Raw genomic sequence first — 26,649 nt, 5'->3', positions numbered from 1 at the left:
TTAGGTCCTTGAGCCGCGTTCTTTCCGCCTGATCGTTACTGAGCCTTCGTCTCAGTAGCCGTCGTCGGTTTGACTGCTGGCTTCTTCACCGGCTCGGCCTTTTTTACCGGAGCCTTGGCCGGGGCTTTTTTGGCTGGGGCCTTGGCCGCCGGTTTTTTCGCCGCAGGCTTGGCCGTGGCTTTCTTGGCGGGTTCGACGTTCACCGGGGCAGGCGCGGGTGGCGCTACCGGGGCAGGCGCTGGGGCGGGTGTCGGTGCAGGCGCTGGAGGCGGCGCTACCGGCTCCGGTGCCTTGACCGGCTCCGGCTTCTTCTCGTCATCCGAGCCACCGAACAGGTTGCTGAAGAAGTTGCCCTTCTTCGCCGCCACGGCACCGGCAGCTGCCGCCGTTGCAGCAGGCGCGACCTTGGCCGGTTCAAACGACTTGCCCGCCGCCAGGTCTTCAACCTGGCTGGCGGCCCGCTGGCCGCTGCGCAGCGCGCCTTCCAGGGTGCCCGGATACAGGGTGTCGGTGTGTTCACCGGCAAAGGCTACGCGCTGCAACGGCTTTTCCCACAGGCGCCAGTACTTGCTGATCTGGCCCGGACCAAAGGCCAGGTACGCGCCGCCCATGGACGGGTCGGTGCTGTAGCGGCGGATTTCATAGCCGGTGAACGCGCCACGGGCCTGGGGATAAAACGCGTGCAGACGGATCAGTACCTGGTCGACCATCTGCTTGTCGCCGAACGCCTGCATCACCCGGGCGTTGTCGCCCGACAGGTTGATGACCACGTTGGCGCCGCCCTTCATGGCCGGCTCGATCCACATCATGCCCAGGCCAGTGTTGCTGTAGATCTCGCCAGACATGCGCGCCTTGCTGTCCCAGACCGGGGTCTTGAACTTGAGCATGATCTGGTCGCGCCAGCCGTAGTTGGTGCCCTTGATCGCGCCTTGATGCTGGGCATCCAGGGCCGGGGTCAACTGGATCTTGTTCAGCGCCCGCAGCGGCACCGCCAGCACCACGTAGTCAGCCTGATAGCCAACGGCGCCAACCTTGACGGTCACCCCGTCCTTGTCCTGGGAAATGGCCGACACGGGCGAATTGGTCTTGATGGTTTTCAGTTGCTTGACGAACGCCTGGGCCAGGGTCGGGCTGCCACCCAACAGGCGCGAGGCCCGCAGGTCGCGGTCGGACACGCCACGATAGACGCGGTTCTGCTGGGCGAAATACAGCAGCGACAGACGCGAAGGCTCGTCGTAACGGGTGCGAATCTCCTGGTTCACCAACTGCCGCGCCGTGGCCGGCAGTTGCAGACGGTCGAGCCAGTTGGACACGGTGATCTGGTCCAGCGCGTGCAATGTGTTGTTGGCCGCCGGGTTCTGCGGGTCTTCGATGGAGCGCGCCAGTTCGTCCAGGGTGGTTTCGTAGCGCTTGAGGGCTTCAGCCGTGGCCGGCTGTTTGGTCGCCAGGTCCGCAGCGGTGAAGTAGGTGCCGTCGATCAGGTAGCTGGGGGTGCGCACGAACTCCGGCGCCGGCGTGGTGCTCAGCTTGAATGTGGAGACGTATTTGTTCAGCACCGGCTGGGTCTTCTCGTTGCCGATCCACTCACTGGTGGCCATGCCTGAACGACCGCCCAAGCTCGGCTTGGCTTCCAGCAGGGTCACGACCCAGCCTTTGTTCTGCAGCTCATAGGCCGCCGTGAGTCCCGCCAGGCCGCCGCCGATGACGATGGCCGTCGGTTGCTTGTCCTTGGCCAGCGCCGAAACGCTGAACAGCCCTATCATCACCAGCGCACAGGCGCGCAGCCAACCAGCAGACATTCAACGAACTCCGGAGTAAACGTAGGTAATTTCAGTTTTTCGAGCCAGACAGCCCAGAAGAGCCGCGAAGAATACGTCAGCCATCAAAGCGCCGCCAGCGGCGTCTATCGCCTCGCTCAAAGTCGCCGCGATGACACAATGGGTTGTCCCCAGGGCCGCCATTGCATAGGCTTGCGCGATTGTTTTGCCCGCGCCCGCCGCGAGCCGCCTCGAGGAGACTGTTAATGGGCCTGAATAACCAGTGGATGCAACGCGACCTCGCGGTGCTGTGGCATCCCTGCACCCAGATGAAAGATCACGAACAGCTGCCGCTGATCCCCATCAAGCGCGGTGAAGGCGTGTGGCTGGAAGATTTCGAAGGCAAGCGCTATCTCGATGCCGTCAGCTCCTGGTGGGTCAACGTGTTCGGCCACGCCAACCCGCGCATCAACCAGCGCATCAAGGACCAGGTCGATCAGTTGGAGCATGTGATTCTCGCCGGCTTCAGCCACCAGCCGGTGATCGAGCTGTCCGAGCGCCTGGTGAAGATGACGCCCGAAGGCCTGACCCGGTGCTTCTACGCCGATAACGGCTCGTCCTGCATCGAAGTGGCAATGAAGATGAGCTTCCACTACTGGATCAATCGCGGTCGGCCGGACAAGAAGCGCTTCGTCACCCTGAGCAACAGTTACCACGGCGAAACCATCGCGGCGATGTCGGTGGGCGATGTGCCGTTGTTCACTGAAACCTACAAGGCGTTGCTGCTGGACACGATCAAGGTGCCGAGCCCCGACTGCTACCACCGCCCTGAAGGCATGGGTTGGGAAGAACATTCGCGCAACCTGTTCGCGGCCATGGAACAGACCCTGGCCGAGCACCACGACACGGTGGCGGCAGTGATCGTCGAACCGCTGATCCAGGGCGCCGGCGGCATGCGCATGTACCACCCGGTGTACCTGAAGTTGCTGCGCGAGGCTTGCGATCGCTATGGCGTGCACCTGATCCACGACGAAATCGCCGTCGGCTTTGGCCGTACCGGGACGATGTTCGCCTGTGAGCAGGCCGGTATCACACCGGACTTCCTCTGCCTGTCCAAGGCCCTGACCGGCGGTTACCTGCCGCTGGCCGCGTGCGTGACCACCGACGAGGTCTACAGCGCCTTCTACGACGACTACCCGACCCTGCGCGCCTTCCTGCATTCCCACAGCTACACCGGTAACCCGCTGGCCTGCGCGGCGGCCCTGGCGACACTGGATATCTTCGAGGACGACAACGTCATCGAAAACAACCAGGCCCTGGCCCAGCGCATGGCGAGCGCCACCGCGCACCTGGCCGATCACCCGAACGTCGCCGAAGTGCGCCAGACCGGCATGGTGCTGGCCATCGAGATGGTCAAGGACAAGGCCAGCAAAACCGCTTATCCGTGGCAGGAACGGCGCGGCCTGAGTGTGTTCCAGCATGCCTTGGAGCGTGGTGCCTTGCTGCGCCCACTGGGCAGCGTGGTGTATTTCCTGCCGCCGTATGTCATCACCCCGGAGCAGATCGATTTCCTGGCCGAAGTGGCCAGCGAGGGCATCGACATCGCCACCCGGGACAAGGTCAGCGTGGCGGTGCCGAAGGACTTTCATCCCGGTTATCGCGATCCGGGCTGATATCGCGATGCACTGTTGGAACACCATTGTGGCGAGGGGATTTATCCCCGTTGGGCTGCGCAGCAGCCCTAAAACCGGATACCCCAGTGCTTCAGGCAAATCGCGTTGGATGTATTTGGGGCTGCTTCGCAGCCCAACGGGGATAAATCCCCTCGCCACAGGTGTGGGGGGCCTCATAGCACCGTTAACTTTTTCAGAGATCCGACATGAGACTGTCCCGCTTCTTCATCGACGCGCCCCTGAGCCTCGGCGACCACGAACTGCCCGAGGCACAGGCCCACTACATCGGCCGTGTGCTGCGCATGGCCGAAGGCGATGCGGTGCAGGTGTTTGACGGCTCGGGCCAGGAGTTTCGCGGCACCCTGGCCGAAGTCGGCAAGAAACGCGTGCGGGTGCAATTGGACGAGCAGTTCGCCGGACAACCTGAATCGCCGCTGCGCATCCACCTCGGCCAGGGCTTGTCCCGAGGCGAGCGCATGGATTGGGCGATCCAGAAAGCCACGGAGCTGGGGGTCAGCGAGATCACGCCGATTTTCAGCGAACGCTGCGAAGTGCGCCTCAAGGACGAGCGCGCCGACAAGCGCCTGCTGCACTGGCGCCAGGTGGCAATCAGTGCCTGCGAGCAATGCGGGCGCTCGAGCGTGCCGATCATCCACCCGCCCCTGCTGCTGGCCGACTGGCTGAAGCAGACCGAGGCCGAGCTCAAACTGGTGCTGCATCCGGTGGCCGAGCCGCTGGCCAGCCATGACAAACCGTCGACACTGGCGTTCCTGATTGGTCCTGAAGGCGGTTTGTCGGACGCCGAAGTCGAACAGGCCAAGACCGCCGGCTACCATGCCGCCCGCCTCGGCCCTCGCGTGCTGCGCACCGAAACCGCGCCGGTGGTGGCGCTGGCGGTGGCGCAGCAGTTGTGGGGGGATTTCTAAGCCGCCGCAGGTCCCACATTGAATCCAGGTTGCTCAGGGATTAGAGCACATAAAACAGAATCGCCACGAAGTGCAGCAGGCTGCCGGCGATCACGAACAGGTGCCAGATGCCATGGGCGTGGCGCAGCCGATGGTCGAGGGCGAAGAAGATAATGCCCACGGTGTACAACACGCCGCCCGAGGCCAGCCAGGCAAACCCGGCGCTGCCCAGGGCCGCCAGCAGCGGCTTGACCGCCACCAGCACGATCCAGCCCATCACCGCGTAGATGACGATCGACAGGATCCGCGCTTCGGAGCGTGGCTTGATCTCCTGCAGTATCCCTATCAGCGCCAGCCCCCAGACGATCCCGAACAAGGTCCAGCCCCACGGCCCGCGCAGGGTCACCAGGCAGAACGGGGTGTAACTGCCGGCGATCAGCAGGTAGATCGAAAAGTGATCGACCTTCTGCATGATCGCTTTTTTGCGCCCGCGCACGCTGTGGTAAACCGTCGAAGCGCTGTACAGCACCAGCAGGGTGAACCCGTAGATCGCCACACTGACGATCTTCCACGGATCGCCCGCCATCCCGGCAATCACCAGCAACCACACCGCCCCGATAAAAGCCGCCACCGCCCCGACCAAGTGCGTCCAGGCATTGAGTCGTTCTCCGTGATACATCCAGTCCCACCTCACATTCCAGAGCAGACGCCAAGGCTCAGGCCTGGCGCTGCAAAGTGCAATGGTTTGCTGTAGTCCTCAGGGCACACGACACCCTGTGGCGAGGGGATTTATCCCCGCTGGGCTGCGAAGCGGCCCCAATACAGTTGAATGCAATTTGCCTGACACGGTGATGCGGCAGAATTGGGGCTGCTGCGCAGCCCGGCGGGGATAAATCCCCTCGCCACAGATTAACCCCTCCAAAAAGAGTCGATTGGGGCACAATCGGGCGATACGAATAAGAGCCCACCCCATGCTGATCGACGAAGAATTGACCCTGAAGAAACTCGAGGTGTTCCTGGCCTTCATGCGCACCGGCAACCTGGCGCGGGCGGCAGCCGAGTTGCAGACCAGCAATGTCAGTGTGCACCGGGCCATTCACTCGCTGGAGAGCGCCCTGCGCTGCCCGTTGTTCAAGCACGAAGGCCGCAACCTCACGCCGCTGGAAAGTGCTTACGTGCTGGAAGAGCGGGCGCAGAAGCTGATCCAGGACGTGGTCGAAAGCGTACGCCTGACCCGCGAAGCCGCCGGTTTCTCCGCCGAACGCTTCAAGCTCGGCTCGCTGTATTCGTTGACGGTCAAGACCGTGCCGCAACTGATCATGGGCCTGAAAATCCGTCGCAGCGAGCTCAATATCGACCTGATCCTGGGCTCGAACATCGACCTGCTCTACAAGCTCAAGAACATGGAAGTGGACGCGATCCTGATCTCCCTGGACGACAGCGTGAACGACCCGGACTGTGAGCATATCGAGCTGTTTTGCGATGACATCTTCCTCGCCACGCCGGCCGACTCGCCCTTTGCCCGGCGCAGCGAGGTCGATCTGGCCGAGGTGCGCGACGAGACGTTCATCACCCTGACCCAGGGTTTTGCCACGCACCAGGACGGTATCCGGGTGTTCAAGCAGGCGGGGTTCGAACCGAAGGTGGCAATGCAGGTCAACGACATCTTCACCCTGCTGAGCATGGTCAGCTCCGGGGTGGGCTACGCGTTGCTGCCGGGACGAATTGCGGCGGTGTATGAAAACCGGGTGAAATTGATCCCGTTGCAGGAAAGGTATCGGCTACAACAGCGCATTGGCGTGGTGTTCCTGAAGGCCAAGGAGCGTGATCCGAATCTGCTGGCGCTGTTGGCTGAGTGCCGGATGTATGCCAACCGCCAGGCTTGAGACCGTGTTGCCTTCATCGCGAGCAAGCTCGCTCCCACAGGGACACGCGGTCAACTGTGGTAGCGAGCCTGCTCGCGATGGGACAGTCCTGTCGACAAAGAGACCAGGCCCTACCCCATCAACCCCCGCATGATCAAAAACAACAACGAAGGCCCCAACAAGCACCCAAGCGCCGTATAGAACGCCGCCGTCAGGCAGCCATATGGCACCAGTTTCGGATCGGTGGCCGCCAGGCCACCGGCCACGCCGCTGGAGGTGCCCATCAGGCCACCGAAAATCACCGCGCTGCGCGGATTGTTGAGGCCAATCAACGGTGCCACGAACGGCGTCGCTACCATCACCAGGATTGCCTTGATCAACCCGGCGGCAATGGACAACGCCATCACCTCGGAACTGGCACCAATCGCCGCCCCGGTCACCGGCCCGACGATGTAGGTCACCGCCCCGGCGCCAATGGTGGTCAGGCTCACCGCGTCGGTGTAACCGAACGCCATCGCCACGCCCACGCCAGCGATGAACGACGTAGCGACCCCGACGAACAGCGCCAGCACCCCGACGAAACCGGCGCGCTTGAGTTCTTCGATACTCACGCCAAACGCCGTGGCGACGATGGCAAAGTCCCGCAGCATCGCACCGCCCAGCAAACCAATCCCGGACAGCAGCGGAATGTCCACCACCCCCTTCTGCCCACCCGTCATAGCCCCGCCAATGTAGGAGAGCACCAGCCCCAGGAGAATGGCGATGGCCGAACCATGCAGCCGACCTTTGGTGAACGTGTTGCTGATCCAGTAGGACACCCACATGGTGATGCCGACAATCGCAAAACCGCTGATCAGGCCGTAGCCGGTGATGACTTTCATCATGGATTCGTACATGGCAATCACCCGACCGTCTTAACGGAGACGTTGCCCTGGGGCCCTTTGTTACCAATGCGCACCAGCACCGGCACCAACGCAAAGGCAATCACCACCGCCAGGGTTCCGGCCAGGATCGCCATCGGTCCGCCCTTGAGCGCGCCGTAGACGTTTTGCTGCGCCGCCATCGCCACCACAATGGGAATGTAGACCGCGCTCCAGAATTCCACGCCGGCCTCGGATTTACCCTTGAACAGGCCACGCTTGCTCAGGTAACTGCCCAGGCCGATCAACAACAGCATCGCAATGCCGACGCCGCCGACGTTGGCCGGCACGCCGATCAATTTGCCCAGCAGTTCACCGATAAAAATACCCGCCAGGGTACAAAAGGCCAAAAATGCCACACCGTAGATAATCATTGTTGTAGTCCTCAAAGTGCATCGTCGAAGTTGTTGTTTTTGTGCTTCGCCAGCTTGAGTCGGTGGTTTAGGGTTGGCGGTTTCCCTCCTCACGCAACAGCGCCTGCAAGGTGTCGAGCCGGGCGCCGTCGAAAGCCATGACAGTGCCCTGCTCGAATACCCGGCGCGCCAGGGCGGTCAGCACCGCACCGGGCGGCAGTTCGATCTGTAGTCGCACGCCTCGCTCGTAGGCGCTTTGCACAGTGCCGCGCCAATCCACCACGCGGCACATGTTGAACACCAGGTCGTCGCGCAAAGCCTCGGTGTCGATCAGCGGTCGCGCGCGGCTACCGCTGAGATAACCCAAGGCCGGTGCCTTCAACGACACGTCGGCAAATGCCTGGGCCAATGCCCAGGCCGGTGCTTCCAGCAACGGGCAATGGGACGGCACGCTCACCGCCAGCCGACAGGCCTTCCCGGCGCCCAGGCTGCGCGCCTGCCTGGCAACGTTGTTCATGGCCTCATCGTTGCCAGCGATGACCACCTGGTTATCCGCGTTGATGTTGGCCAGGTAGACCGGAGTGTGGTCGCTGTGCACCTGCGCCAGCAATGCCTCCACTGCCGCGAGGTCGAGGCCGATGATCGCGGTCATGCCATAACCTTGCGGATACGCCTGCTGCATCAATTCGCCCCGCAGGCTGACCAGCCGCAAAGCATCCTCGAACCCCAGCGCCCCGGCCACCACCGCCGCCGGATAAGCACCGATGGACAGTCCCGCCACGTAGTCCGGGGCAGGTGCCTGCTCCAGCAGTTGCCGGGCCGCCGCCACACCGGCGATCAACAAACACAGCTGCACGGCGCGGGTCGACTGCAAGGCCTCGGCGCTGTCCAGTTGCAACACGTCCTCACCGAGCACGTCAGCCGCCTCGTCAAGGACTTGCGGCGCCAGGCCCTGGAGCATGCCCGCGCGCTGCGCACCCTGGCCGGGAAAGACGAAGAGGCTGCTCACGCGACTTGCTCCAATGCAGGCTGCCAAGGATCGCTCACCAGCCGTGCCTGCACGTCGTCCTTGAGCAAGACCCGCCGCGACGAACCCGCCCACTCGCGCAAGGCGACGGCACCGCAGGGTGTTTGCAACTGCATATCCACGGCACAAACCGAGGCATCCAGTTGCGCCAGCAATTCCCCGGCCTGGAGACGATCGAGAAAATGCGGCACCCGCAGAATCAAATCCAGGTCGCTGCGTTCATGCAGCGCCTCGATACCCGTGGCAAGCTCGAACCCGGCGCTGCCGCTGACGCCCCAGGTCCAGCCACTGGCATCGAGCAGCGGACGCAGGCGGGACAGCGCTTGCAGGGCTGGCAAGTCGCGAGTCGAGGCAACGTGACAAAGGTCTTCTGGCATGACGCGACGGGCAATCGCCGCGATCGCCATCGAGGTTGCATAACGCTGCTCGCGCAAGCGCCCGCGCACGCCGACCGCGATTTGATCCGGTGCCGTCAGTGCGCGCCGAACCACCACCGGTTGACCGGCGGTGATCGACTCGACTACCCATGTTGGCGCATCCGCAGCCAACTGCTCCGGAGTCAGCCCCCAGAGCAGGTCATGGGCCAGATACGTACTCACCACTGCTCTCTCAGCAGTTGGCGAACCCGGCTCGACGCGATACGGTTGTACGCCCCCAGACGGCCGCTCAGATCACGCGGCCCCGCCTCGACATCTTCAATCGCCTGGAGCAGACAATCCGTCACCCGCGTCAGATCCTCCGCCAAGGGCTGTTCGATTTGCTCCACCGACAAAATTTCCCATAACAACCCCAGGCTGGCAAAGCTGTCGATGTCATAGGCCATCGGCGGCACGCTGGCGGCCAGGGCTTCAAGCTCCTCGACGCTGCGCAGGGTCACCCGCGCCGCCGAGGCCTTGCCCATGGCGTGGACCATCACCCCCGGATCGCGCAGTGCAATCAGCCGATTGGCCTGGTAGCCGTGGGCCAGAAACGCTCCGGACATCGCCTTGCCCACCAACAAACCGATCACCGGATGCCCGGCCAATCGTGCGCGGGCATAGCTGTCCGCTGCACCGGCCAAGGCCTGATGAATACCGAGGGCTTCTTCGCGCCGGCCATAGGCTTGGCTCGGCACATCGACAACGGCGATCAACGCACGCTTGTGGGAGGCATCACGGTCGGCGTCGATGGCATCGTCCACGGCCTTGGCCAGGCCCCAACCCTCGAGCAAACCCACCTCGCCGTTGCGGGCACGGGGAAAACGACTGTCGGGATCCGCCACCACCGCCAGCAGGCGCACGTGTTGCCCGCCCAGCGTGACGTCCGCGACCTTCAACGAAGCAGGCAAGCCTTCCAACGGTTTGGCGCCGCCGCTCAAGGCTTCGAACCAGCGCAAGCCTCTCAATGAATACGAGTTCATGGGCGTTCTCCCTGATACAGCTGACGAACCGTGGCCGGCTCGATTTGCACTTCAGTGTCCAAACGGGCCAGGCGTTGCAGGAACAGCTCGGCCTGGCCGCTGCGGTGTTGCGCGGGAACGCCCAAGTGCAGCAATTGGCTGACCTGCTGGCGGATCCGCGCCACATCATCGGCGACGTAACGGTCCACCAGTCCACTGGCGAAACGTTGCTCGCCGCCGGTCAGGCTCCAAATGAACGGCCGGTCGCGGGAGTCGTATTCGTCGATCCCGGCCTCCTGTTCGATCACTTGTGGGCCGTTAAGGCCCAGCCGCGCTTCCTGGGTCACCAGCAGATAACTGCACAGCCCGGCGGCGATGGACATGCCTCCGAAACAGCCGACGCTGCCGGCCACCACACCGACCACCGGTTGGTATTGGCGCAGGTCGACGATCGCCGAATGAATCTCGGCAATCGCCGCCAACCCGAGGTTGGCTTCCTGCAAACGCACGCCGCCGGTTTCCAGCAGCAGCACGGCGCGGGTCGGGATGCCTTTGCGATTGTCCTCGGCGGCCAGTTCCAGCGCACCGGCAATCTTCGCCCCGCCGACTTCACCGAGGCTGCCGCCCTGGAACGCGCCTTCGATGGCGGCGATCACCACCGGCAAGCCATCGAGGCTGCCCTTAGCGATCACCACGCCGTCGTCGCTTTGCGGCACCACGCCCTGGCGCAGCAGCCAGGGCGACATGATCCGCTGGAAGGGATCGAGCAGTTCGCGAAAAGTGCCGTCATCGAGCAAGGCCTTGGCCCGCTGCCGGGCGCCGAGTTCGACGAAGCTGTGCTTGTTGAGCAACGCTGCACTGTCAGTCATGGCCGATCTCCTCGAAGCCTTGCTCCAGGCGCAAACGCACCACGCCGGGGGTGGCGCCGAAATCGTGGATGTCGATAGACAAGGCCGGCGGTGTCTGGCCATCGAACATACGGGCGAACAGGTGCTGCCAGCGTTGTTCACTGCCGTTGACCGAGGTCCGCACCTGAATGGTCAACTTGCCCGCCAGGCCGGGTTCGATCAGCACTTCCAGGTCGCCCGAGCCGACGCAGCCCACCAGCGCCCGCCCCCGTGGCGGCTGCCCGGCGGGGAATTCAAAGGATAAGGTTTCCATCAGCACACTCCAGGGAAGAGGCCATCGCCGCGTTCGATACGATCGAGGAACAGGCAGGCGGCGAGCAGGTCGGCAGCGCCGCCGGGCGAGGCGTTCAAGGCGATCAGTTGTTGGTCCAGCGCGTGCAACTGGCGGCGTCCGCCCAGGCTGGCACTGCCACCGGCATCGAGCACCGCCTTGGCGCCCAACTGCATAGCCTGCAAACCGGGTTCGCCAGCACGGTAGAGCACGCAGGTGTCAGCCAGGGTGGTCATGATCGCCAGCAAGGCATCGAGCCGGGCGTTCTGCTCGCCCGCCCCCGCCGCGCGGCTGCGTTTGAGTTGCGGCAGGCCGAGGCCGGTCACCGCCGGGAACGCCAGTTGCGCTTCTTCCCGGGCACCGCGTACGCCGTAGCGCTGAGCCACCTGGGCACCATGGCTCAAGGGCTGGGGCGCGTAGCGGTCGTTGAGCAAGGCCAGGCGCGCAGCCCTCAGGGTGACTGCGCCTGGAGCATTGGATTCAGGCTCCAGCGCCGTCGCCGCCACGAGCAAGCCCAAGGCCCAGATCGCGCCACGGTGGGTGTTCACGCCGCCCGTGGTGGCAAGCATCGCGGCTTCACCTTCACGGCCGATCCGGCCGAGGGCTTCGCGCAATGGCAGGCCGATTTCGCCACAATCGAGGGCGGTTTCGGCCATGGCCTTGAACGCGGGCCACAGCGACAGCGCCGAGGCGTGCATCAGGCCCAGGTGCAGATCGGTGTGGGCGCCGTTGCCGCGCCGGTCCACCAGGGCGGGTTTGGGCGACAGGTCGGCCTCGTCGATCAGCGCATCCACCGCCATGTCCGCCAGACGTTCGGCCAAGGACAGTTTTTTCGGTTGCAGGTTAAAGGCGTGCATTTACCAGCTCCTGAACTTGGCGGGCGGGTTGTAGAGGCCACCGGACCACTCCACCAGGTCGGCCACGCTCTTGGCCGCAAGCAGCTCGCGGGTGGCGTCGGTCCGGCGGATGCCGAGGTCTTCCGGCAAAGCGATCAACCCTTCGCGGCGCATGCGCGCGGTGTCTTTCGGGTTGTGGCGCAAGCCGATGGCGGTGACCCCGGCCACAGCCGCGATCATCGCCTGGCGCTCTTCCAGGGAACGAGCCTTGTACAGGTAGGCGATGCCCTCTTCGGTGAGCAAATGGGTGACGTCATCGCCGTAGATCATGATCGGCGCCAGGGGCATGCCGGCTTTCTTCGCCACGTCCACCGCGTCGAGCGTCTCGACGAAGGTCGGTTTGCCGCCCTCCTGGAACGTTTCGACCATCTGCACCACCAGTTTCTTGCCGCGCTCGAGCAGCGGCGCCTCGCCATCGCCGTGGCGCATGTCGAGCCAGGCCGGCGTGCCGTGGCGGCGACCACGCGGGTCGTGCCCCATGTTCGGCGCACCGCCAAAACCGGCCAATCGACCGCGCGTCACCGTTGAGGAATGGCCGTCGCCGTCCACTTGCAGCGTTGCGCCGATGAACAGGTCCACCGCGTACTGTCCGGCCAATTGGCAAACCATGCGGTTGGAACGCAGCGAGCCATCGCGACCAGTGAAGAACACGTCCGGCCGAGCGGCGATGTAGTTTTCCATGCCCAACTCAGTGCCAAAACAATGCACGCTTTCGACCCAGCCGCTTTCAATGGCCGGGATCAAGGTCGGGTGAGGATTGAGGGTCCAGTTACGGCAGATCTTGCCCTTCAAACCGAGGGACTCACCGTAGGTCGGCAGGATCAGTTCGATGGCAGCGGTGTTGAAACCGATGCCGTGATTGAGGGATTGAACGTTGTGTTTTTCGTAGATCCCGCGGATCGCCATCATCGCCATCAGCACATGCACAGGCTTGATGTGGCGCGGGTCACGGGTGAACAGCGGCTCGATGTAGAACGGCTTGTCGGCCACCACCACGAAATCGACCCAGGACGCCGGGATGTCGACTCGCGGCAGGTCGCTGACGTCGTCCACCAACTGGTTGACCTGGACAATGACGATGCCGTCACTGAAGGCCGCCGGTTCGATCAGCGCCGGCGTGTCTTCGGTGCTGGGGCCGGTGTAGATATTGCCGGCGCGGTCGGCCATGAAACCGGCCGAGAGCACCACGTTGGGAATCAGGTCCACCACCAACCGGGCGTAGAGCTCGATGTAGGTGTGGATCGCGCCGATTTCCAGCAGGCCGTCTTCCAGCAATTGGCTGATGCGCAGGCTCTGGGTGCCGGCGAAGGAGAAGTCGAGCTTGCGGGCGATGCCGCGTTCGAACAGGTCCAGGTGCTCGGACCGGCCGACGCTGGGCATGATCATGTGTAAATCGTGCAACTTCGAAGGATCGACTTTCGCCAGGGAGCGGGAAAGGAAGTCCGCCTGCTTCTGGTTATTGCCCTCCAGCACCACGCGGTCGCCGGGCAGGATCAACGCTTCCAGCGCTGCAACGATCTTGTCGGTGGGCAACACCACACCGTCGGCAAGCCCCTTCACCAGTTCGAGACGCCGCTGCTTTTCGCTGCGTCGCCGCGTCCAGCGCGAGTCGGGGGATATTGTTGTTGTCATGACCACTCCACGGATTCGCTGTCGTGGGGGTTACCTTAGGAGTGTTGTGGCGAGGGCATCAATCAAGCTCAGCGGCGGATCGTTACGGTTGGAGTAATGGTGGGATGGACACACCGCCCTGTGGCGAGGGAGCTTGCTCCCGCTGGCCTGCGAAGCAGGCCCCTGTGTATTTTCAGGCAGACCGCATTGCCGGGTTCGCGGCTGCTACGCAGCCGAGCGGGAGCAAGCTCCCTCGCCACAGGGTATTGGTAGGCCGGTTAATCACGGCGCAACGATGCCCCGTGTGGGAGCGAGCTCCCACAGGAATTAGATTTTGCGGCTATCACGAGGCTTCAACTGATACTCATCAAACACGATCGAAAGCGTCTTCACCCAGCAAGCTGATCTTGTCCTGCCGCGCTACCCGCACCACGAAGCTGTTACCCGCCGCAAATTTTGCAGCCCAGTCCTGGGGCGTGTAGAGCGTAGGGTTAAGAGGACGGCCCAGTTGCTCCTCCAGAGGCATGGCGAGGGTTTCGCTGAGGTTGGCCAGGAGGCATTCGCTGTCGAGGTCATCCACGACAGTGAACAGTTGACCAGGAGGTTGTTTCTTTTTGGTTTGAGGTTTGGGGTCGAGATAGAAGCTCAAGGCACGTTCGGCGGCTTCATCAAGCTTTTGCGGATCAAGGCCGGCATGGGCTGATGAGGGGTCGGTTTCGGGGGGATTGGGGGTGACCTTGAACATAGGGTGACACTCCGTTTACTGGTTGGAGCTGCTACGTTCGTTTCCAAGCGAATGGGTGGCAGCCGTACGCAGGTTGGAAAACCGGGGTAAACGAGCCCGGCAGACCCGAAGGTCTCCCGCGCACAGCCGCCATAACGAAAGCAAGGTCAAAAAACGACCGTCAGCATACGTTATGAAGGGCGCTTTTGCGCCGTCTACTTCGGGTTTCCAAGCCCGATCGCTGAATTTGCAGCGACAGGAAAAGGTTAGCGACAGCCCTTCCCCACCCGGCAACCGCCAGAGCTCGTCGGAAAAATCTGCTTGAGTCAGAAAGTTTGTCCGACCATTCCCACAACCTTGGTCGGCTGTCAGGCCGCCATCGCGAGCAAGCTCGCTCCCACACAGGTTTTTGGTCGTTTATAAGATCAGTGTCCACCGCCAATCTTGCTCGCGATGGCGGTGGCTCTGCTTGCATCAATGCAGAATGTGCCGTCGCCTTCGCGGGCAAGCCCACATTGGAATTGAGTACACCCGGGCGAAACAGGTCGGCTATAAGGCCGCCTCGCGAGCAAGCTTTGCTCCCACAGATCCAGCCCAAACAGGTCTGATTGGTAAACACCGCCCGCAAGAGCAAGGCCGGCTATAAGGCCGCCTCGCGCCGGACGTTGATCTCGGCGCCCCGTTAACCACGATGGCCGAACGCAGGCATTGTGCAGTGGGCATCCCGGCATGGATGCCGGGATAGCCGCGCTGGGCCATGGATGGCCCTTCGCGGCGGGCCCACGGAGCAATGCCGGAGTGAGGGCATGCCGAGCCCTAGCGAGGCACCGAGTGGTGGGGCAAAAGCGTTTTGCTTACTTTTGCGCTTCTCAAAAGTGAGACGCCGTAAGGGCGGAACCCTAAGTGGCCGTTACCGCAGAAATGGATATGCACCCGGTCAACGACTATCAGGCCACCTCGCGGGCAAGCTCATTGGAACTTCGTATGTCTCAGGATTTGTGCTGCCGAACCAATCCCGCAGCCACCACCAACTCCTCCAACGCCAACAAATCCGGCACCTTCGCTACATGCTCCCCCACCTGCACCGCCGCCTGCTCCAACCCGCACAGCGGCACGTCGACGTAGCTCAGTTGAGTGTCGAGCTTGTAGGAGCGTGGGATGCCCTGCACCAACAGTGCGATGAACCTCAGCTCCGGACGCCCGCCCAGGGCGTTGAGGACGACGATGCGCACTCGTTCGCCAATCACGGTTTTCTGGCCACAGGCCGATTCGAAGCTCAGCAGCGGGATCTGCCGTTCGCGCCAGCTCACCCACCCCAGAAACCACGGCGGGGTGTCCATGTCGAAGGCGCTGCTCTGATAGTCGATCAACTCGGCCACGGCCACGTTGGGCAGGATCAGGTGGCGGTCGGCCAGTGGCAGCAGCAGGCCGGTGAGGTGGTCGGTACGCGAGTGGTGCAGGTCATGCATGGGTCTTGCTCCAGTGGGCGATGCTGTCGAGCAGCACCGATTCCTGGTACGGCTTGCCCAGGTAGTCGTTGACGCCGATGGCCATGGCACGGTCGCGGTGTTTCTGGCCGGTGCGGGAGGTGATCATGATGATTGGCAGGTGCGCCAGGCGCGGGTCGTTGCGCACTTGCGTGGCCACTTCGAAGCCGTCCATGCGCGGCATCTCGATGTCCAGCAGCATCAGGTCCGGGGCGTGCTCGGCCAGCAGCGCCATGGCATCCACGCCATCCTTGGCAGTCAGGACGTGCATGCCATGGCGCTCCAGCAGGCGACTGGTGACCTTGCGCACGGTCACTGAGTCGTCCACCACCAGCACCAGCAGCGGCCGTTGCGGTTCGCCCTCGCCTTCCGCCGGCACCTGGCGGCGCGGCACCTGGTGGGGCAAGGCGCGGATCGGCGCCAGCAGGTCGAGAATCAACACCACCCGGCCATCCCCCAGGATCGTCGCCCCGGACAGGCCCTGTACCGCCGAGAACTGCGGACCAAGGCTCTTGACCACAATCTCCCGGGTCCCGGCGGTAGCGTCCACCTGCACCGCAACATGCCGCTCGTTGCACTGCACCAGCAGCACCGGCAAGGGCTGGCTCTGGCCCAGCAGTTTCGGCCGGGCGCCGGTTTTCAGCAGCTCACCGAGGTAGCACAACTCGTAACGCTGCCCGGCGTAGGTGTAGGTTGGCGGATCGAGCTGGTAATGGCCGTCCAGTTCGGCGGGCAACACCCGGACAATGCTTTCGATGGTGTTCAGCGGGATCGCGTACTGGTCTTCGTGACAGTGCACCATCAACGCCCGGTTAACCGCCACGGTAAACGGCAGGCGAATGCGGAAATGCACGCCCTGCCCCGGCGTGGAATCGATGACCATGCTGCCGCCCAATTGCCGCACCTCTTCGTGGACCACGTCCATGCCGACGCCACGCCCAGAGATCTGGGTGATTTTCTCGGCAGTGGAAAACCCTGGTTGCAAGATGAACTGCAGCACGTCGCGATCGCTGATGTCGCTGTCCGGCGCCAGCAAACCACGCTTGATCGCCTTGCTGCGCACCGCCTCCAGCGGCACGCCGGCGCCGTCGTCGCGGATGTCGAAAATGATGTCGCCGCCTTCCCGGGACAGGTCGAGGCTGATACGTCCTCGTGCCGGCTTGCCGGCGGCAATGCGCACGTCGGCCGGCTCCAGACCGTGGTCGACGGCGTTGCGCAGCATATGTTCAAGAGGGGCAGCCATGCGCTCCAACACGTTACGGTCCATCTCGCCGTCGGCGTTGCCGACCAGGAATTCCACGTCCTTGCCCAGCTCCTGCGCCACTTGCCGGACGATGCGCTTGAGCCGGGGCAGCATACGCTCGAAGGGCACCATGCGCGTACGCATCAGGCCTTCCTGGAGCTCGGTGTTGATACGCCCCTGCTGTTGCAGCAGGACCTCGGCATCGTGATTGCTGCGATCAAGGGTTTCCTTGAGCTCAAGCAAGTCCGAAGCGGACTCGAACAGTGCCCGGGACAACTGCTGCAACTGGGAATGGCGGTCCATCTCCAGCGGGTCGAACTCTTCATAGCCCAGGCGCTCGGCCTCGACCTGTTGCCGGCTGAGAATCCGCCCCTGGGTTTCGGTATCCAGGCGTCGCAGCTGATCGCGCATGCGCTCGATGGTGGTTTCCATTTCGCCCAGGGCCACGCGCGCGTCGTTGACCTGCTGTTCGATACGCCCACGAAAGATCGACGTTTCGCCCGCCAGGTTCACCAGGTCGTCGAGCAGTTCGGCGGAGACCTTGACCATGTCCGCACCGTCGCCCGCCGCGCCGGGGTCCGGTCTTGCTGGCGCCGCGGGTGGGCTGACGATGGGAGTAGGCACCGGCTCCGGCGCCGAGACAGCCTGCGGCGCGGCATTCTCCTGGGGATGATTCACCGCCTGGATCTGTGCAATCAGCCGGTCCGCCAGCGGGCACGGGTGGCCGGCGCGCACGGCGTCGAGCATCTGCGCCAGTCGGTCATGGCTGCTTTGCAACAAGGTGAACAGCGCCGGGGTCGGCTGCAGCAGACCCGCCGACAGACCTTCATAAAGGTTTTCCAACTCGTGGGCCAGGTCGCCGATGGGGACGATTTCCACCATGCGCGCACCGCCCTTGAGGGTGTGCAAATCCCGTAGCAAGGTTTCCACGGCCTGGCGATTCGACGGTTCTTCCTGCCAGCGCAGCAGCGCCGCGCCCGAGCTGTCGAGGATGTCGAAGCCTTCCTCAAGGAAGATTTCCAGCAACTCGGGATCATGGCCGGCGCCGTCGGCCTGGGCCGCTGCGCTCGTCTCGATGGCGTTCGGCTTGTCCTGGCGGAACCGTCGAATGGCGTCGATCAGCGCAACGGGATCGCCCAACGGCTGGCCCTGCTGCAACTGCCCGAGCAACAGGTCGAGGCGTTCATGACTGCTGGCGAGCAGTTGCGCCAGCTCCTCGCTGTAGCTGTAGCGCCGGTCCACCAGCCCTTCGTAAAGGTTTTCCAACTCCTGGGCCAGGTCGCTCACCGGCCGGATGTCGGCCATTCGCGCACCGCCCTTGAGGGTGTGCAAGTCACGTTGCAGCGAGGACAGCGGCGCGCCGTTATCCGGATCGGCCAACCAGCGTTGCAAGGCTTGTGCGGCGCTTTCGAGGATGTCTTGGGCTTCTTCGAGAAAAATCGCCGAGAGATCATCTTCCATCGAGGTATCGACGGGCGCGTCACGCTCCATTTCCGCCGTTGCGTGGCCCAGTTCGCGGATGCTCAGGGTGCGGCTGCCGTCGCTGCGGATCAGACCGGTGGCCGACGGGTCGAGGCTCTCCTGGAGCAGGCGGCGCAAGGCTTGTACCCGCGCCGGCTGCGGATGCACATGCTGCCCGGCCGCGAGCTCATCGAGCATGTCGATCAGCGCTTCATGGGCGCGCTGGGCCTCCTGGAAAAATTCATTGCTGACCGCCAGGCTGCTTTCCTCTACCGCACCGTAGAGGTCGAGCAAGGCTTCGCAGAGTTCGTCCACCGGGTGCAAGTCGGCCAAGTGCGCGCCTTCGCCGAGGGTGGTCAGCTCATCGAGCAGCGCACTCAGTTCCTGGCCTTCACCGGGGTGCTGCTGCCAGCGCTGCAAAAGGCTTTCGGCGTCCAGCAGGATGTCCATGCCCTGGGCGAGGAAGTTGTTGATCAGTTGTGGGTCGCGCTTGGTTCGCAGCACTTTGTCTGGCGCATTGTTGGCGGCGTGCAGACGCTCGGCCAGCAGGGCCTGGGCACGCAGGATCAGATCCTCGGCCCCGGGGATCGCCGCCAGCGGCTCGCTGTGCAACTGGCGCAAGCCACGGCGCAGCAGCCCTTCGGCTTCCAGCAGCAATTCGACTTCATCCAGGTCGAGGGCAATCAGATGCGCCCGGTATTCCCGGGCCAGCTCATCCATCGCCCCCGCCAGTTCGGCGATCGGCAGCACGCCGGCCATCGAAGCGCTGCCCTTGAGCGTATGCAAGGCCCGCTGCAATTCATCACTGGCCTGCAAGGGCAGGTGGTCGGCCGACTGATCGAGAAAGCGATTGAGGCTGGCGAGGTGGCCCTGGGCTTCGTTGTCGAAGATCTTCAACAGCAGCGGATCGAGAGCGGCCACGTCCTGCTCGTCTTCATCCTCCTCGTCGCCGCCCTTGGCCAGGACATGGGCGCGGGCGGCCAAGCGGTCGACGTCGTCGCGCTGGCGCTGGTGATTGGCCGCGAATTCGGCCACCAGGGCCGGCAACAACTGCACCGTGTCTTCAACCAACTGGCGGACCGAGGCCTGCGGCTCGACGCTGCGCTCCAGGACCCGGTTGAGCAGGTTTTCCACGGCCCAGGCCAGTTCACCCAGCACCAGCGCCCGGACCATCCGGCCACTGCCCTTGAGGGTATGGAAGGCCCGGCGCAGTTCGCTCAGGGCGCCGTGGTCGTCGGGATGAGCACTCCAGCGCGGCAGGTATTCACGCAGGACGTCCAACACCTCGCCGGTTTCCTCGAGGAAGACCTCGCGCAACTCGTCGTCCACCGGACGTTCATCCAACGGTGGCGGCAACAGGCTGCCCGGGGTGCTCCTGGCCGGCGGATTGACCGCCGAGATCGGACTGGCCAGCACTTCGGCCAAGGATTGCACCGTCTGCGGGTCATCCAGTTCCTGCAAGTCCTGCATGACCTGGGCTTCGTTGGGGCTCAACACATCGTCGAGCACCGGCACCCGCGCTTCGTCAGGGAAATAACCGAGCGCAGCCAAGCTCCGCTCGACCCCATTGAGCAACGGCTCGCCGGAGGTTTCCGGGTCCTCGCTCAAGCGCTCCAGGTAGTATTCGAGGCCGGTGATCACGTCGGCCAGGTGGTCGAGTTCTTCCCACCCCGGCTGGGCCTGGTCCAGCAACAGGTGGTCGCGGATGAACGCGTTGCAGGCCTCCACCAGGCTGGCGGCACGGCTCAGGGGAATCATCGCCAGCGCGCCGCGCACCTGGGTCAGCAGCGCCGGCAAGGGTTGCAGTTGCTCGCTGTTCCAGTCCGCGTCGATGTAGTCGACGATCATGTCCTTGGCCTGTTGCAGGCAGGTGTGGGCTTCCTTGATGACGATCTGGTGGATCTGGGTCAGGTCGGTGGTGGGCAGGTGGGTGTCTTCGCGGCTCTCGGGCTCGACGGTGCCGACCATGCCGGCCAGGGTCGCCTCGACGTAGAGCAAGGCTCCGGCGACGTCCATGAGGGTCGCGTCATCCGGCTCGCGCTGGCCCTGGGCGAGGCTCAGGACCACCGCCAGTTGATCGATGATGACCTTGCGCGGTTGGCCGAAACCGAGCACCGCCAGGGTGTCGGCGATCTGCCGCAGCGGCGCCAACAGGCTGTCCAGCTCCGAGGCATGCTGGCGGTCACTGCGCACGAACAGGTCCAGGCGCTCCTTGACCCGTACCAACTCCTCGCACAGCGCGGCAAGCACCGAGCGCATGGCATCGCGGTCGGGCCCGACCAGGCGCGCGCGTTCTTCGTCGACCATGGCGCTGTCGGGCAGCGCGTCGTCCAGTGAGTAGCGTTCTTTCATGATCTGCATCTGCCCGCTGGGATGTTCGGCCTTGGCAATATAGAACAACAAGCTCTTGAGCAGGTGGGGCGGTGCCGGCTGATTGATGCCAGGCATGCCTTGGTCCAGCAGGCGCTTGAGTTCCTTGTCGGCTTCCTTGAACAGGCTGCGCAGCGCCGGGCTGTTGGCGATACGCCCGTCGCGCATGCCTTCGACCAGCGCCGAGGCCACCTGCCATAACGCATTGAGCGGCGCCCCAGCGCACAAGGTTTCCAGGCGGTGGAAGACCTTGGCCAGGTAACCCAGGTGGGTCGCGTCATCCTGTTCGCGCAACAGGCCCACCAGGGCCATTTGCAGGGTCTGGCGCAGTTTGCGCAAGGTGTTTGGCAGGTCCGCGGGTTCGAGGCGCTGCAACGCCTCGTCGCTGAGCGGCGCGATATCGGGCAACTCGGGGCTGAACAGGCTGGTTTCCGACAACAGGCTCTCGCCCCGGGCACTGCGCAGGTCGTTGATCAAGGGCAGCACCACCAGCGGCAGGTCGCGACGGGCACCTTGTACGCGGTCCAAGTAGATCGGCAACTGCCCCAAGGCCTGGCTCAACAGGCTGATGGCTTCGTCGCGATGGGTGACGCGGTTGTCCTGCAGGGCGGCGCACAGCTGCTCCATCTCCTCGGCCAGCAGCGCCGCACCGTAGAACTCGACCATCTGCAGGCCGCCGTGGACCTGGTGAATGCAGGCCAGGCATTGCCCGAGGGCGTCCGACGCCTGCGGATCGTCCACCAAGCGGTTGAGGGCCAGATGAGCCTGCTTCAGCGTTTCGGCAATCTCGCCCTTGACCCATTCCAGGGCCACATAGTCGTGCCGATCACCCATAACCACTCCAAATCCTGTGGCGAGGGGATTTATCCCCGCTGGGGCGCGAAGCGGCCCCCAAAAATGCTGAATCCAACATCTATGTCCCAGACTGGCTATTTCGGGACTGCTTCGCAGTCCAGCGGGGATAAATCCCCTCGCCACAAATGATCTTCATCACCAGACAGGTCAAACCAGTCACCCTTTTTCCTCATCGCCAGCCGCTGCCGCCGCCGGCAAGGTAAAACCCGACACCGAACGGCGCAGCTGGCTGGCCATTTTCGCCAGGTTGCCAATGCTCTCGGCAGTGGCGGTGGAACCGGATGAGGTCTGCGAGGTGATCTGCTGGATCACGTTCATGGTCAAGGAAATCTGCCCCGCCGAGGTGGTCTGTTGCTGCGCAGCGTTGGAGATGCTCTGGATCAGCGCCGCCAGGGTCTTGGACACGCCTTCGATTTCTTCCAGGGCGACGCCGGCGTCCTGGGCCAGTCGCGCACCGCGCACCACTTCGGTGGTGGTCTGTTCCATGGAAATCACCGCCTCGTTGGTGTCGGCCTGGATCGCCCGCACCAGGGTCTCGATTTGCCGGGTCGCCGCCGAAGAGCGCTCGGCCAGGCGCTGCACTTCATCGGCCACCACCGCGAACCCGCGCCCGGCATCACCGGCCATGGACGCCTGGATGGCGGCGTTGAGTGCCAGGATGTTGGTCTGGTCGGCGATGTCGTCGATCAGGCTGACAATGTCGCCAATTTCCTGGGATGACTCACCCAGGCGCTTGATGCGCTTGGCGGTGTCCTGGATCTGTTCGCGAATGTTGTCCATGCCGTGAATGGTGTTGTGCACCACCTCGTTGCCCTTGTTGGCAATTTCCACCGACCGCTCGGCCACCGCCGACGACTCGGCGGCATTGGCCGACACCTGGTCGATGGACTGGGCCATTTCATTAATTGAAGTCGAAGCTTCGGAAATCTGCTGGGCCTGGTGCTCGGAGGCCTGGGCCAGGTGCATCGCCGTGGCCTGGGTTTCCTGCACCGCAGCGGCGACCTGGCCGGCGGTCAGGTTGATGGTCGCCACCAGGTCGCGCAGTTGATCCACCGAATAGTTGATGGAATCGGCGATGGTGCCGGTGAAGTCCTCGGTGACCGAGGCCGTGACGGTCAGGTCGCCATCGGCCAGGTCTTCGATTTCATCCAGCAACCGCATGATCGCGTTCTGGTTGCGTTCGTTCTTTTGTGCGGTTTCGTGCAACTGGCGGTTGGTTTCGCGGACCATCACCAGGCCAATCAGGATGATCGACATCAGCGCCAGCAAACCCAGCACATAGCCGCCGATGGTATTGATGGACCGCCCGCCGGCGAGATTTTCGAAGGCCGTGGCCAGGTGCGAAGCCTCGTCGAGCAGGGTCTGCGACAGGTTGAAGATGTTGCCGGCCGATTCGCGGACCTTGAACAGCTCCGGGGAGGTCTCGAGGATTTCGTCCACCGAGCCGGAGACGAACTCGAAGAGCTCGCTGATTTCGCTCAGGCGTGCCCGGGCATCGCGGTCCTGGACCTGGGATATCTTCAGGGCCGGGTCACCTTGCAACATGCCGTTGAGCACCTGGCCAAAACGCGCGGCGTCGCGACCAAAGGTGTCGGCGGCCTGGCTGGCGTTTTCGTCCCCCGCCAGCACGGTATTCACCGCGCCGAGAATCCGTTCGGCCAGCAACGACTGGCGCTGGGCCATGGCCACCTGGGCGGCCGGCGCGCCGCGTTGCAGCAGGATCTCGACGACTTTTTCGTACTCGACCTGCAACTGCGGCACGGTTTCGGCCAGGGTCGCCGCCACCTGGTGCAGCGACAGCACGGTCTGTTCGCTGGAGAGGATGGCATCGGTGTTCTTGAGCAGGCGTTCCCAATCCAACTGCACGGCGCGCATCTGCGGGCGCAGGGTGGCGGGCGCCGGGGGCAGGCCGGTCACCGGGTCGCCTTGTTTGAGGTAGCCCCAGCGCTGGGCGAAGTCATTGCGCGCATCGCTCAGCAGCTTGAATGCCGCGGGCTTGCCGGCGGCAGCCTCGGTGGCGTTCTTGGCGATGCGCTGGGACAGTACCCGCAGCTCACCGGCATGGCCGATGTACTGCTTGTCGTAGGAGGACTGGGTGTTGAGGTAAGCGAAGTTGGCGAACAGCAGCATGATGAAGACGATCAGCGCGACGAACAGCACGATGATCTGCGAACGACTGCGCGACGCTTCCAGTGGCTTGCCTGTTTTTGCTTTGATCATCGGTTCTCGCCTGTACTGCCCAATCCAACCCAGTCACCGCCGAACCAATGTGGGAGCGAGCTCGCTCCCACAAGGGGCCTGCGCTGCACCTCGTTAAATCGCCACATCCATGAACCCCGGCGACCGCGCCAGGGCAAACGGGCTGAACACTTGCCACTCGCGCTCGCCGCCAAACCGCCCCTTGACGAAGGCCGCTTCGGGGCCGTCAAGGTCGTCCACCAGCGTCGGTTCCAGGCTTTCCTGGGCAAAATGCTGCAGCCCAAGGACCTCGTCCACCAACAACCCGGCGAACACCTCGTCGTGATCCACCACCAACACGCGCCGCTGCTTGCGCACGGTCGACAGCTCGTGGCCAAAGAACCCGCACAAGTCCATCAACGGCAACAAGCGCCCGCGCAGGTTAGCCACTCCACGCACCCACGGCTTGACCCCGGGCAAATGCGTGTGACGTGGTTCGTGCAGCACTTCGCTGACTTCGCCCATCGGCGCCACGTACCAGTGCTCGCCCAAGCGAAAGCCGATGCCGCTCCAACCGGCGCGATGGGCCGGCTGGGAGGGCAGGTCCGCCCCCAGCAACCGGCAGCGCCGGTCGATCTGCAGCAGCAGTTCGAATGCAGTCAGGGATTGGCTCATGGCCGTGCCGTCAACCCGCCAGCACTTTGTTCAGGGTCGCGATCAGGGTTTCTTCGTCCACCGGTTTGGTCAGGTAGTCCCTCGCACCTTGGCGCGTGCCCCAGACCTTGTCGGTGTCCTGGTCCTTGGTGGTGATGATGATCACGGGGATGTGGCCGGTGTCCGGGTCCTTGGTCAACTGGCGCGTGGCCTGGAAACCGTTGAGGCCGGGCATGACGATGTCCATCAGCACCGCATCGGGTTTTTCCTGGCGGGCCAGGGCCACGCCATCGGCGCCATTCTCGGCCTTCAGGACCTGATGGCCGTGCTTTTCCAGCATGCCGGTCAGTTTGTACATTTCAGTCGGCGAATCATCGACGATCAGAACTCGTGCCATGGTGTTCCCCATTTTCTTGTTGACCCCTGGCCCGTTGGCCAAGTGTCATTAATGTGCCTGGTGCGGCTGGACAGCGGCAAAGCCCGGGACATGGGCCTGTATCGCGCCCAGCAGTTCTTCCTTGCTGAACGGCTTGGTCAAAAACTGATCGGAACCGACGATGCGCCCCTTGGCCTTGTCGAACAACCCGTCGCGGGACGACAGCATGATCACCGGCGTGGCCTTGAACGCGCTGTTGTTCTTGATCAGGGCACAGGTCTGGTAGCCATCCAGGCGCGGCATCATGATGTCGACAAAAATGATGCCCGGATGATGGTCGGCGATCTTGGCCAGGGCATCGAAACCATCGACGGCCGTGATCACCTCGCAGCCCACGTTGCGCAGCAAGGTTTCGGCGGTGCGGCGAATGGTCTTCGAATCGTCGATGACCATGACCTTCAAGGCGCTGGGTTGCTGCTGCGTGAGATGCTCTGCCATTGCCACTGCAAACCGGTTTTTAACGCGTAAGTGTGATCGACAGCGCAAACCCTTGATGTTCAAGGCCCGCACGTCACATGGCAGCCTTTTTAGCACAGTCTCCATCGCCGATCTATCGGCCGCTCGGCGCGGTGGTTTTTCCTTGACCGCCAATCTTCCGGGCGCCACTCTGACGCCACTTTTTCGCACCAATATGTGCCCATCACATTCGAGGAACCAAGCCATGAGCGTACGCGTCGGCATTGTCATGGACCCTATCGCCAGTATTTCCTATAAAAAGGATAGCTCGCTGGCCATGCTGCTGGCCGCTCAGAAGCGCGGCTGGGAGCTGTTCTACATGGAACAGCGCGACCTCTACCAGGCCGAAGGCCAGGCGCGGGCGCGGATGAAGCCGCTGAAAGTCTTCGCCAACCCCGAGAAGTGGTTTGAGCTGGGCACCGAGAGCGACGCGCTGCTGAGCGACCTGGACGTGATCCTGATGCGCAAGGATCCGCCGTTCGATATGGAGTTCGTATACTCCACCTACCTGCTGGAACAGGCTGAAAACGCCGGCGTGCTGGTGGTCAACAAGCCCCAGAGCCTGCGCGACTGCAACGAAAAGCTGTTCGCCACGCTGTTCCCGCAGTGCACGCCACCCACCATCGTCAGCCGTCGCCCGGACGTGTTGCGTGAGTTCGCCGACCACCACGGCGACGTGATCCTCAAACCCCTGGACGGCATGGGCGGCTCTTCGATTTTCCGCCACACCGCCGGCCACCCGAACCTGTCGGTGATCCTCGAAACCCTGACCTTGCACGGCAAGCAGCAGATCATGATCCAGGGTTACCTGCCGGCCATCGTCGACGGCGACAAGCGCATCCTGATGATCGACGGCGAACCGGTGGATTATTGCCTGGCGCGCATCCCGGCCGCCGGCGAAACCCGTGGCAACCTGGCGGCCGGCGGGCGTGGCGAGGCGCGTCCGTTGACCGAGAAGGATCGCTGGATCGCCGCCCAGGTCGGCCCGACCCTGCGCGAAAAAGGCCTGTTGTTCGTGGGCCTGGACGTGATCGGCGAGCACCTGACGGAAATCAACGTCACCAGCCCGACCTGCATCCGCGAGATCGACAACGCCTTTGGCACCGACATCGGCGGGATGCTGATGGATGCCATCGATCAGAAGCTCAAGGCTCGTTGATCCAGATCCTGCTGAAGGAAACCCACATTGCGCTATCATGCCCGGCCTGAAAAAAACGCGAT

Annotated in this window: 22 protein-coding genes; 4 read left to right on the top strand and 18 right to left on the bottom strand. The window is 63.5% G+C overall.

Features of this window, described 5'->3' with window-relative positions; translation table 11 throughout:
* Positions 1-35: 35 nt before the first annotated feature.
* Complete coding sequence (locus BLO97_RS05680; protein ID WP_092221422.1) at positions 36-1,799, bottom strand: flavin monoamine oxidase family protein; 1,764 nt, start codon at positions 1,797-1,799, stop codon at positions 36-38.
* A 224-nt stretch (positions 1,800-2,023) separates the two neighbouring features.
* Here BLO97_RS05680 and BLO97_RS05675 point away from each other — a divergent pair, with 224 nt between their 5' ends.
* Positions 2,024-3,430: an adenosylmethionine--8-amino-7-oxononanoate transaminase gene (locus tag BLO97_RS05675; protein WP_092150730.1), complete on the top strand. Its 1,407-nt coding sequence runs from the start codon at positions 2,024-2,026 to the stop codon at positions 3,428-3,430.
* 206 nt (positions 3,431-3,636) lie between these two features.
* Positions 3,637-4,356 carry a 16S rRNA (uracil(1498)-N(3))-methyltransferase gene (locus tag BLO97_RS05670; RefSeq protein WP_092150727.1) on the top strand — a complete coding sequence of 240 codons (720 nt, stop codon included), beginning with the start codon at positions 3,637-3,639 and terminating at the stop codon, positions 4,354-4,356.
* Between the two features lie 40 nt (positions 4,357-4,396).
* Here BLO97_RS05670 and BLO97_RS05665 read toward each other — a convergent pair whose 3' ends face one another.
* Positions 4,397-5,014 (bottom strand): PAQR family membrane homeostasis protein TrhA, encoded by a 618-nt coding sequence (locus BLO97_RS05665; RefSeq protein WP_018609564.1) that lies wholly within the window; start codon positions 5,012-5,014, stop codon positions 4,397-4,399.
* Positions 5,015-5,306: 292 nt separating this feature from the next.
* On the opposite strand from BLO97_RS05665, the gene BLO97_RS05660 reads away from it, so the two are divergent.
* Entirely contained in the window at positions 5,307-6,221 is a 915-nt protein-coding gene (locus BLO97_RS05660) for a LysR family transcriptional regulator (protein ID WP_092150724.1), read from the top strand.
* A gap of 110 nt (positions 6,222-6,331) precedes the next feature.
* Here BLO97_RS05660 and madM read toward each other — a convergent pair whose 3' ends face one another.
* The 16 genes from madM to BLO97_RS05580 form a co-directional block, all read right to left on the bottom strand.
* The gene (gene madM, locus BLO97_RS05655) at positions 6,332-7,096 is read right to left on the bottom strand and encodes a malonate transporter subunit MadM (RefSeq protein WP_072346254.1); all 765 of its coding nucleotides are present in this window, start codon (positions 7,094-7,096) and stop codon (positions 6,332-6,334) included.
* 5 nt (positions 7,097-7,101) lie between these two features.
* Positions 7,102-7,494, bottom strand: a complete 393-nt coding sequence (gene madL / locus BLO97_RS05650) for a malonate transporter subunit MadL (RefSeq protein ID WP_072346252.1) — start codon at positions 7,492-7,494, stop codon at positions 7,102-7,104.
* A gap of 67 nt (positions 7,495-7,561) precedes the next feature.
* A complete protein-coding gene (gene mdcH / locus BLO97_RS05645; RefSeq protein WP_092345248.1) occupies positions 7,562-8,482 on the bottom strand; it encodes a malonate decarboxylase subunit epsilon in 921 nt (306 codons plus the stop codon).
* Positions 8,479-9,102: a malonate decarboxylase holo-ACP synthase gene (locus BLO97_RS05640; RefSeq protein ID WP_175456265.1), complete on the bottom strand. Its 624-nt coding sequence runs from the start codon at positions 9,100-9,102 to the stop codon at positions 8,479-8,481. Before BLO97_RS05640 ends, mdcH begins: the two co-directional genes overlap by 4 nt.
* Positions 9,096-9,899: a biotin-independent malonate decarboxylase subunit gamma gene (gene mdcE / locus BLO97_RS05635; RefSeq protein WP_092345246.1), complete on the bottom strand. Its 804-nt coding sequence runs from the start codon at positions 9,897-9,899 to the stop codon at positions 9,096-9,098. The genes BLO97_RS05640 and mdcE overlap by 7 nt, the downstream gene beginning before the upstream one ends.
* The gene (locus BLO97_RS05630; RefSeq protein WP_092221409.1) at positions 9,896-10,747 is read right to left on the bottom strand and encodes a biotin-independent malonate decarboxylase subunit beta; all 852 of its coding nucleotides are present in this window, start codon (positions 10,745-10,747) and stop codon (positions 9,896-9,898) included. The genes mdcE and BLO97_RS05630 overlap by 4 nt, the downstream gene beginning before the upstream one ends.
* Positions 10,740-11,039: a malonate decarboxylase subunit delta gene (locus BLO97_RS05625; RefSeq protein ID WP_092345244.1), complete on the bottom strand. Its 300-nt coding sequence runs from the start codon at positions 11,037-11,039 to the stop codon at positions 10,740-10,742. The genes BLO97_RS05630 and BLO97_RS05625 overlap by 8 nt, the downstream gene beginning before the upstream one ends.
* A complete protein-coding gene (locus tag BLO97_RS05620; protein ID WP_092345242.1) occupies positions 11,039-11,914 on the bottom strand; it encodes a triphosphoribosyl-dephospho-CoA synthase in 876 nt (291 codons plus the stop codon). The genes BLO97_RS05625 and BLO97_RS05620 overlap by 1 nt, the downstream gene beginning before the upstream one ends.
* Positions 11,915-13,585: a malonate decarboxylase subunit alpha gene (gene mdcA, locus BLO97_RS05615; protein WP_092150706.1), complete on the bottom strand. Its 1,671-nt coding sequence runs from the start codon at positions 13,583-13,585 to the stop codon at positions 11,915-11,917. It abuts the gene before it with no gap.
* A 346-nt stretch (positions 13,586-13,931) separates the two neighbouring features.
* Positions 13,932-14,309 carry a hypothetical protein gene (locus tag BLO97_RS31855; RefSeq protein WP_092345240.1) on the bottom strand — a complete coding sequence of 126 codons (378 nt, stop codon included), beginning with the start codon at positions 14,307-14,309 and terminating at the stop codon, positions 13,932-13,934.
* A gap of 968 nt (positions 14,310-15,277) precedes the next feature.
* Positions 15,278-15,757, bottom strand: a complete 480-nt coding sequence (locus BLO97_RS05605; RefSeq protein ID WP_072346234.1) for a chemotaxis protein CheW — start codon at positions 15,755-15,757, stop codon at positions 15,278-15,280.
* Positions 15,750-21,683 carry an Hpt domain-containing protein gene (locus tag BLO97_RS05600; protein ID WP_092345238.1) on the bottom strand — a complete coding sequence of 1,978 codons (5,934 nt, stop codon included), beginning with the start codon at positions 21,681-21,683 and terminating at the stop codon, positions 15,750-15,752. Before BLO97_RS05600 ends, BLO97_RS05605 begins: the two co-directional genes overlap by 8 nt.
* Before the next feature lie 177 nt (positions 21,684-21,860).
* Positions 21,861-23,924 (bottom strand): methyl-accepting chemotaxis protein, encoded by a 2,064-nt coding sequence (locus tag BLO97_RS05595; protein ID WP_063323971.1) that lies wholly within the window; start codon positions 23,922-23,924, stop codon positions 21,861-21,863.
* 93 nt (positions 23,925-24,017) lie between these two features.
* The gene (locus BLO97_RS05590) at positions 24,018-24,557 is read right to left on the bottom strand and encodes a chemotaxis protein CheW (protein WP_072346228.1); all 540 of its coding nucleotides are present in this window, start codon (positions 24,555-24,557) and stop codon (positions 24,018-24,020) included.
* Between the two features lie 10 nt (positions 24,558-24,567).
* Positions 24,568-24,933 (bottom strand): twitching motility response regulator PilH, encoded by a 366-nt coding sequence (gene pilH / locus BLO97_RS05585; protein ID WP_063325209.1) that lies wholly within the window; start codon positions 24,931-24,933, stop codon positions 24,568-24,570.
* Between the two features lie 48 nt (positions 24,934-24,981).
* Complete coding sequence (locus BLO97_RS05580; RefSeq protein WP_003206467.1) at positions 24,982-25,410, bottom strand: response regulator; 429 nt, start codon at positions 25,408-25,410, stop codon at positions 24,982-24,984.
* A 223-nt stretch (positions 25,411-25,633) separates the two neighbouring features.
* Between BLO97_RS05580 and gshB the strand changes: the two genes are divergently transcribed.
* A complete protein-coding gene (gene gshB, locus BLO97_RS05575; RefSeq protein WP_063323969.1) occupies positions 25,634-26,587 on the top strand; it encodes a glutathione synthase in 954 nt (317 codons plus the stop codon).
* Positions 26,588-26,649 lie beyond the last annotated feature (62 nt).

The sequence above is a fragment of the Pseudomonas sp. NFACC05-1 genome (genome assembly GCF_900100135.1).
In the GTDB taxonomy this organism is placed as follows: Bacteria; Pseudomonadota; Gammaproteobacteria; order Pseudomonadales; family Pseudomonadaceae; genus Aquipseudomonas; species Aquipseudomonas fluorescens_Q.
This window is presented reverse-complemented; position numbering and strand designations above follow the sequence as displayed.